At 56.6% G+C, this 12,922-nt stretch carries 15 protein-coding genes, 1 tRNA gene and 1 pseudogene; 9 read left to right on the forward strand and 8 right to left on the reverse strand.

The genetic code is table 11. The features are described from left to right. On the forward strand, positions 1 to 429 hold a 429-nt coding region (locus tag K678_RS11870; RefSeq protein ID WP_021132698.1), incomplete at its 5' end, for an FG-GAP repeat protein. Positions 430 to 461: 32 nt separating this feature from the next. Here the strand turns inward: K678_RS11870 and K678_RS19840 are convergent. Together K678_RS19840 and K678_RS19845 are read right to left on the reverse strand one after the other, a co-directional pair. Next, positions 462 to 596, reverse strand: coding sequence for a recombinase family protein (locus K678_RS19840; RefSeq protein WP_331270951.1), 135 nt, complete (start codon positions 594 to 596; stop codon positions 462 to 464). Positions 597 to 611: 15 nt separating this feature from the next. Further along, positions 612 to 1,040 (reverse strand): annotated as a pseudogene (locus K678_RS19845) (recombinase family protein); the annotation flags it as partial. 420 nt (positions 1,041 to 1,460) lie between these two features. Between K678_RS19845 and K678_RS11880 the strand changes: the two are divergent. From K678_RS11880 to K678_RS11905, 6 genes are all read left to right on the forward strand, one after another. After that, a complete protein-coding gene (locus tag K678_RS11880; protein WP_021132700.1) occupies positions 1,461 to 2,039 on the forward strand; it encodes a hypothetical protein in 579 nt (192 codons plus the stop codon). 9 nt (positions 2,040 to 2,048) lie between these two features. Next, positions 2,049 to 2,768 carry a hypothetical protein gene (locus K678_RS11885; RefSeq protein ID WP_021132701.1) on the forward strand — a complete coding sequence of 240 codons (720 nt, stop codon included), beginning with the start codon at positions 2,049 to 2,051 and terminating at the stop codon, positions 2,766 to 2,768. Between the two features lie 276 nt (positions 2,769 to 3,044). After that, on the forward strand, positions 3,045 to 3,563 hold the full coding sequence (locus K678_RS18690) for a hypothetical protein (RefSeq protein ID WP_021132702.1): 519 nt from the start codon (positions 3,045 to 3,047) through the stop codon (positions 3,561 to 3,563). Then, a complete protein-coding gene (locus K678_RS11895; RefSeq protein WP_081673255.1) occupies positions 3,470 to 4,774 on the forward strand; it encodes a type IV secretory system conjugative DNA transfer family protein in 1,305 nt (434 codons plus the stop codon). The genes K678_RS18690 and K678_RS11895 overlap by 94 nt, the downstream gene beginning before the upstream one ends. Before the next feature lie 9 nt (positions 4,775 to 4,783). Then, on the forward strand, positions 4,784 to 5,701 hold the full coding sequence (locus K678_RS11900; protein ID WP_021132704.1) for a hypothetical protein: 918 nt from the start codon (positions 4,784 to 4,786) through the stop codon (positions 5,699 to 5,701). Positions 5,702 to 5,775: 74 nt separating this feature from the next. Continuing rightward, the gene (locus K678_RS11905; RefSeq protein WP_021132705.1) at positions 5,776 to 6,003 is read left to right on the forward strand and encodes a MerR family transcriptional regulator; all 228 of its coding nucleotides are present in this window, start codon (positions 5,776 to 5,778) and stop codon (positions 6,001 to 6,003) included. A 405-nt stretch (positions 6,004 to 6,408) separates the two neighbouring features. On the opposite strand, the gene K678_RS18695 is transcribed toward K678_RS11905, so the two are convergent. After that, the gene (locus tag K678_RS18695; protein ID WP_139305496.1) at positions 6,409 to 7,206 is read right to left on the reverse strand and encodes a DUF7946 domain-containing protein; all 798 of its coding nucleotides are present in this window, start codon (positions 7,204 to 7,206) and stop codon (positions 6,409 to 6,411) included. Between the two features lie 661 nt (positions 7,207 to 7,867). Here K678_RS18695 and K678_RS19850 point away from each other — a divergent pair. Together K678_RS19850 and K678_RS19855 are read left to right on the forward strand one after the other, a co-directional pair. Further along, on the forward strand, positions 7,868 to 8,398 hold the full coding sequence (locus K678_RS19850) for a replication initiation protein (RefSeq protein ID WP_021132707.1): 531 nt from the start codon (positions 7,868 to 7,870) through the stop codon (positions 8,396 to 8,398). Positions 8,399 to 8,407: 9 nt separating this feature from the next. Then, positions 8,408 to 9,148 (forward strand): RepB family plasmid replication initiator protein, encoded by a 741-nt coding sequence (locus K678_RS19855; protein WP_155804535.1) that lies wholly within the window; start codon positions 8,408 to 8,410, stop codon positions 9,146 to 9,148. A gap of 4 nt (positions 9,149 to 9,152) precedes the next feature. Here the strand turns inward: K678_RS19855 and K678_RS18245 are convergent, their stop codons facing one another. The 5 genes from K678_RS18245 to K678_RS11930 form a co-directional block, all read right to left on the reverse strand. Further along, positions 9,153 to 9,782 carry an SLATT domain-containing protein gene (locus K678_RS18245; RefSeq protein ID WP_155804536.1) on the reverse strand — a complete coding sequence of 210 codons (630 nt, stop codon included), beginning with the start codon at positions 9,780 to 9,782 and terminating at the stop codon, positions 9,153 to 9,155. Between the two features lie 274 nt (positions 9,783 to 10,056). Then, on the reverse strand, positions 10,057 to 10,638 hold the full coding sequence (locus K678_RS18250; RefSeq protein WP_196802574.1) for an SMODS domain-containing nucleotidyltransferase: 582 nt from the start codon (positions 10,636 to 10,638) through the stop codon (positions 10,057 to 10,059). Positions 10,639 to 10,793: 155 nt separating this feature from the next. Then, on the reverse strand, positions 10,794 to 11,021 hold the full coding sequence (locus K678_RS11920) for a helix-turn-helix transcriptional regulator (RefSeq protein ID WP_021132709.1): 228 nt from the start codon (positions 11,019 to 11,021) through the stop codon (positions 10,794 to 10,796). 281 nt (positions 11,022 to 11,302) lie between these two features. Further along, positions 11,303 to 11,378, reverse strand: a tRNA-Thr gene (locus tag K678_RS11925). Positions 11,379 to 11,823: 445 nt separating this feature from the next. Continuing rightward, positions 11,824 to 12,912 carry a glycosyltransferase family 4 protein gene (locus tag K678_RS11930; RefSeq protein WP_021132710.1) on the reverse strand — a complete coding sequence of 363 codons (1,089 nt, stop codon included), beginning with the start codon at positions 12,910 to 12,912 and terminating at the stop codon, positions 11,824 to 11,826. Positions 12,913 to 12,922: the final 10 nt, after the last annotated feature.

Genomic DNA, 12,922 nt, shown 5'->3' on the forward strand with positions numbered 1-12,922 from the left:
AACACCGCCCTCGTCGGAGCGAATGCTGCCGATCCGGGAGGAATATCCAATGCCGGAGCAGCCTACGTCTTCACGCGGTCGGGCGGGACATGGACACAGCAGGCGAAGCTCACCGCGTCCGACAAGGCGGCAAACGACTGGTTCGGCTTTTCCGTCTCTCTCTCCTCGGACGGCAACACCGCCGTTGTCGGGGCGTATCAAGCTGATCCGGGAGGAATATCCGGCGCCGGAGCGGCATACGTCTTCGTGCGATCCGGCGGAACATGGACGGAGCAAACGAAGCTCACCGCATCCGACAAGGCGGTGGGCGACTGGTTCGGCAGCTCCGTCTCCCTCTCCTCGGATGGAAACACCGCCGTTGTCGGGGCGTATATTGCCGATCCGAGTGGAGTGTTCAACGCCGGGGCGGTGTACATCATCGTGCAATAGTAAGAAAACCGGCTTTCCCGCCGGTTTTTTCTTTATCCCGTCCGCCCGTTCCAGACGATCAGATTCCGCACCGTGCTTGCGCCCCACGCCTTGCCGGTGCGGGTTTTTATGCCCCGCTCGTTCAGCTCCCGCGCCATCGCTCGAAGGGACATGCCCGCAAGTGCCATCTCCTCGATTGCCGGTCAGACCTTGAGCGCGAAGGCATCCGCCGCCCGGACGTTCGCCCGTGCCGCCTCCGCGCTGTCGAGGCGGGGATTGCCGAGCCTGACGCCCCGGAGTTTGGCTTGCGCCATCGCCGCGCGGGTGCGTTCGGAGATCATCGCCCGTTCGTGTTCGGCCACGGCGGCGAGAATGTGAATCGTGAGGCGGGACGCTTCCGGCATATCGACCGCACGGAAGTCCACCCGGCTTTCCATCAGGTTCGAGATGAACGCCACCGAGCGGGAAAGCCGGTCGAGCTTGGCGATCAGCAGCGTTGCCTTTTTGCGGCGGCAGAGATCGAGTGCCCGGCCGAGCTCGGGACGATCAGCCCGCTTGCCGCTTTCGACCTCGGTAAAGTCGCCCGCGAGCGCCCCGCCGATCCGGGCAAGATACCGGGAAATTGCCTCGCGCTGGGCGTCGAGTCAGAGGCCGGAGCGCCCCTGTCGGTCGGTGGAAACGCGGAAATAGGCGACGAAAAGTAAAGCTGGAGGCGGGTTCATAGGTAAATTGTACAAGGTCTAAACGTCCCTTTGGACTTTGGACAGTGTATGGATGGATTCGAAAAAATCAAAAAATACTGGAGTAATTATTGCCAGCATGGAATCAAAATTTAGCCAGCGGACGGCATTCGACTTTCTACCTATGATAGATAAATAATATATAATGTTTACGCCTTAGATTGCGTGGCGTGGATCATCCGCAAGAATAAACCGTGAGAGACGCCCAACGCATTGCGCCGGATGCCACCCCATCATATCCTTGCTACCAATCGGAAAGGCTGGTGCTGTCTTCTTTCCTTATTAGCGACAGATTCGTTGCGGGCGGTAAAAATGGACGATAAAAAGGTTTTTCGCATCATTCTTTTGCTTGCAATCGTTGCCTCCGCAAGCGCTTCTATATTAATCGACAGCTTCGAGGGAAAACGAGCCGAGTATTTTGTTTTCATAACTATGTTTTTTGTTCTCATCGGATATGTCGGCCACTTCCTTCTCCTCGCCTTAAATTGGATCGCCTTCGGTGGAAGCGATGGTGATGGATTGAGGCTTGTCCCGTTCATCTTGAAAATACTCTTTTTTCCCTTCATCCCATTCATTGCCCTTTTCCGCTATATCTTCCGTAAGAGACGGGAAGCGGCGGCGAGACGGCGCGAGGAGAAGGAACGCCCCGAACGCGAGCGGAAAGCCTTGGAACGGGCGAACGCGGAAAGAGAGGCGGCCTATTGGGCTTCGCCCGCCGCGCAGGAAGTCCGGGCGGCGCAAGCCCTTGCCGATATCGAACTGAAAAAGAGCCTCGCCTTGGCGAACCTTTCCATCCGGGAACAGGAAGCGGCCATGGAAACCGCCCGGCTTCTTCGGCAGGAAGAAGAGGAGCGCGAGCGGCGGCGCATCGAACTCATCAAGAGCATGTAGGGGGACGATATGGCGCGTTTTCCGATCACCCTTGCCGACCTCACCGACCCCGCAGGCGCTCGGGATCGGCAACTCAAGGCCGATAAACTCACCCTCAATGCGGAGATCGCCGGGGCGACCCTGCACCAACAGGAACGCCATCATTCCGATAAAATGGGTCTCGAAGGGGCAAGGCTGGATCAGAACGAGCGCCACCATTCCGACGACATGACGCTTGCCTATTCCAAACTCGATTACGAGCGGGAAAAAGACGAGCGCGACCGGGACGCCGCGAAACAGAAAGCCATGATCGAGCAGCGCGGCAGCATGAGCCTTGAACGGCTCCGACATTCGAACGCGGTCGGGTTGGTCAACGCCCAAGTGTCGGCGGATATCTCGAAGCGTGCCCGCAGTCTCCCCTATGACTATTCGCAATCCGTCCTCAAACGGGGCGAGGACAGCGACCACGCCCTTTCCCAAGCTCTCGGCAATATCCTGACGGCGAAGGTGCAAGGCAAAATCTCGGAACACCTTGCCGACCAGACCGAGCGCCACCGGGCGAACGAGCGATCCCATGAAATCGTCATGGCGTGCCTGCAAAGCCGACTCCGCAAGGACGAACTCACCCACGAGGAAGCCACCCGCTTCGCGGTGCGGATGATCGAACGGGCGAACAGCGCCCCGACGCCCCCGACACCGGAAGAGGTGGACTCTTGGATTGAGGCGTTGAAGGGGCGCGGGGCGTTTTGAGCTGGCGCAACCGGCGATCCTGTCGGGGGGCAGTGTCCGGGTTTGGTTTCCCGACGCATTCGGCGCGGTTGAGCGCGGGCGGACGGTAATTCGGGGCGTGAGTGACGAACGAGCCAAAATACAGACCGCCGGGCCGATCCAACAGAAAGCAGAGAATGAGGAGGGACGCGAATTCGGCGGAGGCAGCTAAACACTTTGAATTTATGAACCTTTTTGACTTTTCATATTTGGTGCATAAAATGGCTTATACGTTGGGCTTAACGGTGGGGGTGTCCCTTGGTCGAAATCATGCCTGACGCCCTGACTGTCGCCCTTGCCCATCACCTCGCCGAGACGGGCGACGACACCGGGGCGGGCTTGGAGCTCGGGGAGTTCCGTCTTGCCGACTCGCCCGCCTTCGGTCGGGAGGTGGCCGATACGGTCGCGCTCGCGCATGGCCTGCCCGGATGGGACGAGTTTCGCCGCCGGTTCGCGCTCCGCGACATCCAGAAGCCCGCCAAGCCCTCCCCCGAACTGATCGAAGCCGAAGCCCGCGCCATCGAGCGCGATCCGTCAAAGCGCCCCTATGTCGTCGCATTGCTGACGCACAAATTAGGCGAAGTTTATTACGCTAAACTTTCCGACTATGAAGCGAAGCGCAAAGAACGCGACAACCTCGAACAGAATCACGAAAACTCTGACGTGGGCTATATACGTTTCTTGTGTGCGGCACTTCCGCAGGCTCGGAGCTTTTTTTTGATCGATTTTGGACGCTTCCCATTTCCGAGGAAAGCCGCAAACGGCACACCTACATAACTGGTGGGGCGGGGTCGGGGAAGTCGGAAGCCCTCAAGGCGATCATGTTCCATTACATCGCCCGCAACAGCGCCCCGGCCTTGGTGCTGATCGATCCGCATGGCGACGTTGCCGAACAGGTGGCGCGGTGGCCGGAGCTGGCGGACGGCAAGCGCCTCGTTTACATCGATCCCGCTTTGTCGCCGGGCAAGACTCCAGTCTTCAATCCGCTCGACATCCCCGACGCGGAGCGCAACCCCGATGACATCGCCATCGTGGTCAAGCAGCTGATCGAGGTGTTCCCGGAGCTGATCGACGGCCTCGAATTCACCGCGCAAATGCGCACGATGATCGGGGCTTGCCTCACGGTGCTTCTGCATGTGCCCGGCTCGACCTTGGCCGACCTCATGGAGTTCATGGACGACACCAAAAACGCCCGCTGGCTCGGGATCGCGGGCGAGGTGCTGGCCGGTTCGCTGTACCACGATTTTTTCCGCCGCGAATTCACCGACAAGACCATGGATATCAGCAAGCGGGGGGTTCGGATGCGCCTCTATGAAGCGCTCCAAGGCAACCCCGCGTTTTTCCGCATGATCGCGGGGAAAAGCTCGTTTTCCCTTGAAGAGCTGTTGAACCGCCGGGCGGTGGTGATTTTCCGGCTGGGTCGGGGCGACATCGGCGAAACCACGAGCAACCTGATCGGCAAGTTCATCATGGCGCGGCTCAAGGCGTTCGCCTTCAAACAGGGACGCCTCCCCGAAGCCGACCGCATCCCCGTCCATGTCTTCGTGGACGAGTGCCAAAACTACCTGTCCGAGAGCGTCGAGATCATCTTGAAGGAGGCGCGGAAATACGGGGTGCATCTCACCCTCGCGCAGCAGATTTTGGGCGACGGCATGAGCCCGGATTTGCTCAAGGCGATCCTCGGCAATACCGCCGTCAAGATCACCGGCAAGAACGCGCTCCACACCCTCAAAAAGATCGCCGACGAAACCGGAGCCGATCTTGACGAGCTGCAAGCCCTCTCGACCGGCTTTTTCCACATCAAGGCGGGAAGTCGAAAGGGAATCGTCGTCCGCATGCCGTCGCACCGGGTCAAGGACAAGGGCGCGATCAAGCCCGAAGCGTGGGAGCGGCTTCGCGACAGCCAGGTTGTCCGATACTACCGCGCCCCCACCTCGCACCGTACCGCCGCCGCCGGGGCGTCCTATCAGCCCCTCCCTGTCGATTAACTGAATCCAATGAGCCAAAGCCCCCCAACCCATGCCGAGAAGCACCGCCAGCGCCGCAGTTTGGAGCGTCCGCTTGACGTGCTGACCGCCCCGCAGCAGCGGGCGCTTTTAGCCTTGGCGCGCTATCGATATCTCACCGTGCCGCAGATGATCGCCGCCGGGGTGGCCAAGAACGACAGCCATATCCGCGCCGACGTGCTGCCCCGTCTCTGCCGCCGGGCGGGGGACAATCTCGTTGACGTCCACGACTTCCCCCGATTCAGCGCCAAGGGGCGTTTGCCGCGCGTCTACACCCTGACCAAGACCGGGGCGGAGGTGGTGGCGGATATGGAGCGGCGCGACCCATCGGAGATCGTCTATCCGGTCGGGGGCGTGCAATACGCCAACGATTTCGACCACCGGGCGGCCTATGTGGATTGCTGCATCGCCTTCGATGCTTGGATTGCCGCCGACGAGCGGCGCGAATGCCTCGCCACCCGGCATTATTTCGACAAGACCGGGGCGAACCGCAGCGGCACGACGCGGATGCGGTCGGTGTGCCGGGTAGACCTCCCCGGCGGGCGCTTCATCATTCCGGATGGGCTGGCCTATTTCGACACCGGAGCCAAGCGCCGCGCCGTGGCGCTCGAACTCCACAATTTCCCCGACGTGGGGCGGATCGTCAAACAGCTCGCCGAATACATCGAAGACATCGTGACGGATGCGGCGTCGCGCACCTTCGGCCATGACGCGGCGGGGCGAGTGCTGTCGATATCGAGCGATCCGGGGCTTGCCGTCCGGGTGATGGATCGGATGCTTGCCGTGCCGGGCTTCCGGGGCAGCCGGGCTTTCAACCTGATCGCGTTCAATACAATCGACAGCGTCAAAGCCGATTTCGGTGGCGGGTGGGTGCTGGCGGATCGCTCCCCGGCGGGCTTTTTTGAATAGGCACAGGCGGCACAGTGCCAAACCCTGCCAATGTCACACCCTGTCGCACTTGATTTTCCGCATAAATCAATACAATGGCATCGGTGGCACAGTGCCACGCCGACTTTTATTTCTTCATTTGGCACAGCATGACACAGCAAAGGACACATTCCCTTTCCGCCCATGACGTGACACAGGTTTTCGGCATCAGCAAGCGGACGCTTGAGCGCAAAATTTCCTCCGGCGCTCTTGCCGAGTCTCAAATTTACTTCGAAGGCGGCAAGCGGTATTTCTACATGTCCGAATTGATCCGGGTGTTCTGACCGCCGAAGCACCAGCCAGCGGAGACGCCCGCCACGCGGATCGACGCGACCCCCGCCGAAGCTGCGGCGGAGCCGATTCGGGCTGAACTGATCGAAGAGCTCCGGGAGCGGGCCAGAAAGGCGGAAGAACGCGAACGCGCCGAGCGTGACCGCGCCGAACGCTACGAGCGCGAGCTTGCCGAACTGCGCCGCGCCAATGCCGACCTTGTGACCCGGCTTTTGCCGCCCGCACCGGACTCGCACCGCGGATTCTTCCGGCGGATGTTCGGGAAATAGGGCGTTTTTTGCCCCATAGCGAGGCGATTAAATCATAGGCAGTGACACGAAAACCTATCGGGACACAGGACAACATAACCTAAGAATTATATTGCCATTAATTACTAAAATTACTTGAAGGTATTTGCGTCAAATGGCAACCCCGTGTAGCCGGTATCGTTTGAGCCGACCGTCGCGCGACACCACATTAGAGACAATGACATTGAGAGGGTCGTATACCCCACGCGCCACTTTCGCCAAGTTATCAGCCAGAGCCACTTTTTGTCTTTCCGACAATTCTTCGTAAGGCCAAAATGGTATTGATATTGAATCAATCGCCTCAATAAAACGTCCAGTTCCAGTCCGAGCATTAAATCTGTTTACAGCAAGAGAAATAACGTATGTTTCATCCTCAATCACCTCTGTCTCAATAAATTCGAGCGTTTCATGGTTAAATGACATCAAGACTGTCCGACCAGACATGATGTGAACATTTAGCCCTTGGTGCTTTACGGGAGCATGAGCGCGCAAAACAGCATCATCAAGCTTTTCCAAAAGGTCTTCGTTCTTCTTACGCAACTCTTTGATAATATTTTTAGCTTTTCGATTCTTCAAGATGAAAGGAATACCAACAGCACCGCCCATAGCCCATTTAGTTAGGTCGTAAAGAGCTTGTTTTCCATACTCCTCTGCAAGAGATATTAGATGAGGATCAGTAATGACCATATGGAGTAATTGTTCCCAGCTTCCCTTCCTCGCAGGGCCAGCAACCAGCCAGAAACCTTTTGCCGCAGTTGCTTTTGTTACAATTTCTTTGTTAAGAAAAGCATTAAAACAGATAAGCATAATCTGAGTAATAGCAAATAATGACTGAGCGCCATAATAAGCATCTAAGCCATTAAACCGGCGCACCCCATCATCGTATTTGATATTAAACGAAATATCCATGCAACACCTCCCATGACGATTATCATAATGACGCAGGCGCAACCTATGGTCAATCATTGCCGATGAGATGGGCGATCCCGCGTTCACGGGCTTCATGCCCGAACCTTGTCAACTCAATCTGGCACTCTCCAATGTTTGGAATTAGTTTTCATTCAGCTAATGTGCTGTTTTTTGCCCCATAGTGAGGCGTTTGATCTTCGGGGGCCGCGATATAGCCGGGGCGGGCGACAAACGCCGCTACCGCCCGATTTTAGGCCATTGCGAGCGCGTCCTTTCCCCGGACAAAGGATCGAGACGGAGCGCCCCCCCGTCAGGGGGCGGGAGAACCCAATTTTTCAAAAACAACAGCAAAGAGCGCGGCACGTCCGCGCGATGTTGTTCTTGTTTTACAATGTTTTAAATGTTTTCCGCCCCCGGCTTTCCGCTTGTGCAAGCCTTTCCGTCACGCCAAATAGGACGAATTCCCCGTGAAGTGGGACAAAAACCCCGTCGAACTGGGACGTTTTCCCCGCGAAGTGGGACAAATTCCCCGCGAAATAGGACAAATCCGCCGTCACGATGGAAAGCGCGATGCAAAGCCAAAGAGCCGGATAATGGGACATCAATTTGACTCGCGTCCCATTATTCATATCATGGCCGTATTACTCTCTAAATCATCCCCATGTCGGACATCATCGTGACCAAGCCAACCGAAAAGGCGCTTGTGACCCGGCACAATAATTTGATCGAGGCGAGGTATCGTCTCACTCTGCAAGAGCAACGGATTTTGTTGTGGCTGTTTTCCGAGATCGGCCCGGAGGACAAGGACTTTAAGCGCTACCGGGTGCGGATTGCCGACCTCGCAAAATTCATCGGCATCTCGGACGGCGGCGGGCGGCTCTATCGCGAGATTGCCGAGGTGACCGGGCGCTTGCGCAAACGCGAGATCGATCTTGAAGACATCGGGCGCAACGTCACCACACAGGCCACTTGGATCGCGTCGGCGGAATACCATTGGAACGAAGGGCTTGTGGAAATCTGCCTTGCCCCGGCGCTCATGCCCTACCTGCTCGACCTCAAAAAGAACTTCACCACCGTCGCGCTCAAATACGCCATCGGCATGAAAAGCACGTATGCCATCCGCATTTATGAGCTGTTGAAGCAATATGCCGGGATCGGCTCGCGCCTCGTCAGCTTGGCCGAGCTGCGGTGATTCTGCGGCATCGGGGCGGACGATTACCCGTTTTACAAGGATTTGCGGGTTCGGGTGGTCGATCGGGCGCGGCGCGAGATCAACGCGAAAACCGACCTTGCCTTTGACTATGAGGAGATCAAGACCGGGCGCAAGGTCACGGCGCTTCGCTTCCTCATCACCAAGAACGCCCGCACCGACACCCCGGACGCCCTGCGCGACGATCCCCGGCTTGCCCGTCTGGTCGCCCGCCTCAAATCCCACGGCATGGCCGAAGATGCCGCCCGCGCCCTCGTCCGGGATCACGAGCCGGAGTTGGTGGACTGGGCAACCGCCGATCTTGCCCGCCGCCTCAAGGGCAAGGAGAAGATCGACAACCCCGCCGGATGGCTCCGGAAGGCCATTGAGGAGGATTGGCGACCACAGCCCACCCTCTTCGCCCAAGAGCAAGCCCACGCCCGCGAAACCGAGCGGGACGCCGACCGTGAGCGCGAAGAGCTTGAGGCCAAGACGACGAACAGACGCAAGGCAGACAGTGCCCGCGAGAAAGCTGCCATCATGGCATTTATCGACGGGCTGCCCGACGACGAGCGCCACGCCCTCGAACAGGGCTTCCGGGAACACCTCGCCGGAACTGTCCCCGCCATTGTCGCCGCGCGGTTCAAGGGCGGGAAGACGTGGTGCGCCGATCCGATAATACGAGCGGAAGCAATCCATTATCTCAATAAGTCTGTTGCGATAATAGTGCCATTATCCGGAGCGAGTTTTTAATAATTTACTTCCCCTGATCCCTATGTGCAGAATCAATAGCCCTCTTAAGGTTGCGTGATGAAACGCGGATAATCTCGGGTAAGAATGCGTCAATTTCTGAATCAGAGAAAGTTAGTTCTTCGTTTCTTTTTAGCCCTTTTTTTGCAGCAGTGTATGCGGCACTATCTGTAGCGGGGGCAGTTTTATAAATAGCCCCTAATCTTTCATGTAGCTCATCGCGGCGCTGTTGAATGTCATTAGTAGTAATTAATCCAGCCACGATATCAGAAAGCAAAGAAAAGTAAGCTTCCCTGACAGTCCAAAGCTCTGCTGCCGTCGATCTGTGCCTTTGGGCTACAGATGCTGGATCAGTATTTTTTAAATATGCAGATACGCCAGTTAAAATTGCAGATGCAATTGTTGTTACAATTGCAGCCCAATTTTTCTCGAAAATAGCGGTAAATGCACCGACAGTTACCGCCGCAGAAAGTCCGATCTGAATGAATTTTAAAAACGCTCCGAGTTTATAACTCGCCTCGGCAGCCTTTTCATGAGTCTTGTGAGTGTAGCATATTCTGCCATAAAGCTCTCGAATTTGAGCTTCAAGAACTCGAATGGACTCATCTTCAATCTGATTCGGGATAGGCTGTTCCATATATTTCTCGCCATTTTTGTCGCGAAGACCATGTGTTGCTTTTCTCGGCGTAGTAAATTGCTTCTAATGACGCCCTATGCGCCAGCCCTGCTTTGTAGGTAAAATTACCAGATGGATAAACGCATTGATTGCTTCCGGGGGCGTGCCAGTAGGATTGCGCCGCGTTTTGTAAACTCATGAACTCAAAAAAATACGCGGCTCATATAGTCGTAATAAAGGTAAGACTTATCTCTATATTGCCAACTCCCGATAAAATTATAAGCGAGAGTGTCGATCAGCATTCCGCTAATGGGAACGGCACAGCGATCTCTCCAGGCCCGAACCATTCTGCAAAGCTCTCGCAGATTTCCATTTGTTCCATTGTTTTTTGCTCAAAAGCTGAAATCTCTTCTTTTGGTTTTGTTACCTTCCAGCTCCCTCCATTATTGCTATCGGGGTGGGTGTAGCTGCCATCAGTGTTTAGAAAAACCGGGACAACATCATAAGACATATTACCAAATGCGACAACTACGACCTGACCATCCCCCTTTAGCGATGTTGTAGGGTATGTTTTAGCGATGGATGACTTTACGGCCTGCAAAAGAGAAGACTGACCATTTCCGCTATAATTGCTGTACTGTATATATGTGCTATATTGTAGACACATTAATAAATCAATATCACTAACTCCGCTAATGGCAGTCCCTCTACCGTACGAACCAGAGTAGAATCTGTGATCTGTTTCAGAGTAAATATTCCAAAAATCTTGGTTTAATCGCTTCGAAATGGCGGCGGTGCGTCCAGATATAGTTGAACGCTCTCCTTGTGAAAGGCGAATAGCGCAACAGAATCTTTGAAAGTCTTCGCCAACACCCATTGTTCAGCCTCAATCATGATGTGCCATCAATGCAAATTAATAACCAGAAATTATGCCCGGATCAATCTCAGTGTTTGGTAGTGATGTGATCTTTAGGTTGACTGTAATTATTAAAAAAGGATGGCCGGTTGTGCACACCGGCCATCCCCGCCCCGTCAAAAGGAAGCCGGATCGTCAACGGACGCACCGCGAATAGCGATGCGCTCGCCCACCCACGCATCCACCTCCGACAACAGCCACGCGACCCGATTCGGCCCGAGCTGTACCCGCTTGGGGAATTTGCCCGCCGCTTCGAGACGCCCGATGTGTTGGGGTGTGTACGGGATGCCGCACAGTGTTTTCAGCTCCTTTTTCGACACGAGCCGCTTGTCGTACTGAGTCATCGGATATCTCCCTTTCGGGAGGCATCGCGATGCCTCGGTGGAAAAGCCGCACCGGTAGGCACGAAAAGGTTACAACCGACCTTCGAGGGAGTCGAGGGCTTGCGTGCCATAGGTAACAGGCGGCGGCCAATAGGTAACATCGCCAAGGGGAAGGGGGGGTGCCGGACAGCCAGCACGGGGCAAGAGGTAACGATTTCCGCGAATGTTACCTATTTCGTTACCTAAATAGCCCCGGAAACGACCAAGGGCTTAGCGGTTTCCCGCTAAGCCCTTGAAAAGAATGGTGCCGGCGAAAGGATTCGAACCCTCGGCCCGCGCATTACGAATGCGCTGCTCTACCAACTGAGCTACGCCGGCACTGAATGTCGGCGGAACTTACAGGGGTGGTCGGGAAAATGCAAGGGCAACGCACCGGGGGACGATGCGCGATGGCTGGAAAAAAACCGTGGCCCCTTGATCCGGATACGGACACCCCCATATCAACCTTAACAGGGTTTCTGCAGGAGGCCGACTTATGAGACAGCAAAAATCCCGAGTTGTGGCCGCGGTCGAAGATAGTGGCAGACAGATCGCGTTGACGGCGACGATGGCGGTTTCTTTGGTTATCTGTGTGGCCGCGCTCCTGCGCTAAGGGTGACGTCTGTTAACGTTTGGTCGCCCCAGCCAAACCGATCTTTTCCTCTGCATCGCCAGATTTATCGACGTATCGGGGTCCGGTCCCCCCCCCCCCAGACCTACCCCCTGATCCCGGTGAGCCCGTCTCATCGGGATCATTGCTGTGGGGCTGCCGTGCTTGGTCGTTTTAATGCGGCGCGGCCAGGATTTCCCGCGACAACGTGATGTAACGCTGGATCATCTCCTCGGTCGAGTAACCGCAGGCGACAAAGCGTTGGCGGGCTCGTTCGGCCATGTCGCGTCGTTGTTGCCCTGAGCAGGACACGACTTTCTCGCGCAAATCAACCGGATCGCCTGGACTGGCATACAGCACCTCGTCCTCGTTGAAATAGGTCGGCACTCCGCCGGTGCGAGAGGAGACGACGGGAACGCCGAGGGCAACGGATTCCAGCGCGACGGTAATCCCGGAATAGCCATTCTCCACCATCGAGACGATGGCGAAATCAGCGCTGCGGTAAAGCTGGCGGAACTGCTCCATCGTCGGGCGGCGGATCAGGTCAAGATTACGGTAGGTCTTCAGTGCCTCGTCGCTGACCCAATCGCAGACGATGGTCAGGCGGAAGCGGTCGTCATTGCCAAAGGCGTCGAACAGCGTTTGCCAATCCCGCGTTCGGTCGTTGCCTGCGGAGAACAGACGGATCGGCCCATCCGTGTCGGCGGGGGCAGGGACGTCCTTGGCCGAGAAGACCTCGCGCGAGATGCCAAACGGCATCAGGCGAATGTCGGACCGGGGCAGGTGGTGCCGCATGATCCCGAGATAGGTCCGCGAATGGGTGGTCAGCACCGCTGCGCGTGCCGCCAGGGTCATCGAAAGCCAGCGTTTGATCGCTCCCATCCTGGCGATATCGTTGAACAGCCAGACGTTTTGCGCGATCACCGGCTTTGCCGTCACCCAGGGACGCAGGGCGAAGATCAGCAGCACGCCGAGATAATCGCATTCCAGCATCGTCCAGACGATATCGGCCCGCTCGATCTGCTCGCGATTGCGCCAGGCATGCATGACGTCAAAGCCCAGCGCCTTGAACAGGGCCTTGCGCAGCAGCGATTCGAGCCAGCCTTCCGGCGCATCGACCGAATAGGTCACGGTTTCGCACAAACCCTCGGCATGGTGAAAGCCATAGGCGACGCGATCCGGGCAGAGTCCTTGGCGGAATTCCTGCGCGGTCTTGGTCGCGTCAAGCCCATAGGGCAATTGAACGTGGACGGTAAAGCTCATGATGCGTCGC

Origin of the sequence: Magnetospirillum fulvum MGU-K5, assembly GCF_000442515.1 — a bacterium.
GTDB classification, from domain to species: Bacteria; Pseudomonadota; Alphaproteobacteria; order Rhodospirillales; family Magnetospirillaceae; genus Phaeospirillum; species Phaeospirillum fulvum_B.

What these genes read in the sequence shown, in the direction of transcription:
- K678_RS19850 (WP_021132707.1), top strand. Translation starts at nt 7,868, where the DNA reads ATGTCGGACATCATCGTGACCAAGCCAACCGAAAAGGCGCTTGTGACC.
- K678_RS18250 (WP_196802574.1), bottom strand. Translation starts at nt 10,638, where the DNA reads ATGGGTGTTGGCGAAGACTTTCAAAGATTCTGTTGCGCTATTCGCCTT.
- K678_RS11920 (WP_021132709.1), bottom strand. Translation starts at nt 11,021, where the DNA reads ATGACTCAGTACGACAAGCGGCTCGTGTCGAAAAAGGAGCTGAAAACA.
- K678_RS11900 (WP_021132704.1), top strand. Translation starts at nt 4,784, where the DNA reads ATGAGCCAAAGCCCCCCAACCCATGCCGAGAAGCACCGCCAGCGCCGC.
- K678_RS18245 (WP_155804536.1), bottom strand. Translation starts at nt 9,782, where the DNA reads ATGGAACAGCCTATCCCGAATCAGATTGAAGATGAGTCCATTCGAGTT.
- K678_RS11880 (WP_021132700.1), top strand. Translation starts at nt 1,461, where the DNA reads ATGGACGATAAAAAGGTTTTTCGCATCATTCTTTTGCTTGCAATCGTT.
- K678_RS11905 (WP_021132705.1), top strand. Translation starts at nt 5,776, where the DNA reads ATGGCATCGGTGGCACAGTGCCACGCCGACTTTTATTTCTTCATTTGG.
- K678_RS11930 (WP_021132710.1), bottom strand. Translation starts at nt 12,912, where the DNA reads ATGAGCTTTACCGTCCACGTTCAATTGCCCTATGGGCTTGACGCGACC.
- K678_RS18695 (WP_139305496.1), bottom strand. Translation starts at nt 7,206, where the DNA reads ATGGATATTTCGTTTAATATCAAATACGATGATGGGGTGCGCCGGTTT.
- K678_RS11885 (WP_021132701.1), top strand. Translation starts at nt 2,049, where the DNA reads ATGGCGCGTTTTCCGATCACCCTTGCCGACCTCACCGACCCCGCAGGC.
- K678_RS19840 (WP_331270951.1), bottom strand. Translation starts at nt 596, where the DNA reads ATGGCACTTGCGGGCATGTCCCTTCGAGCGATGGCGCGGGAGCTGAAC.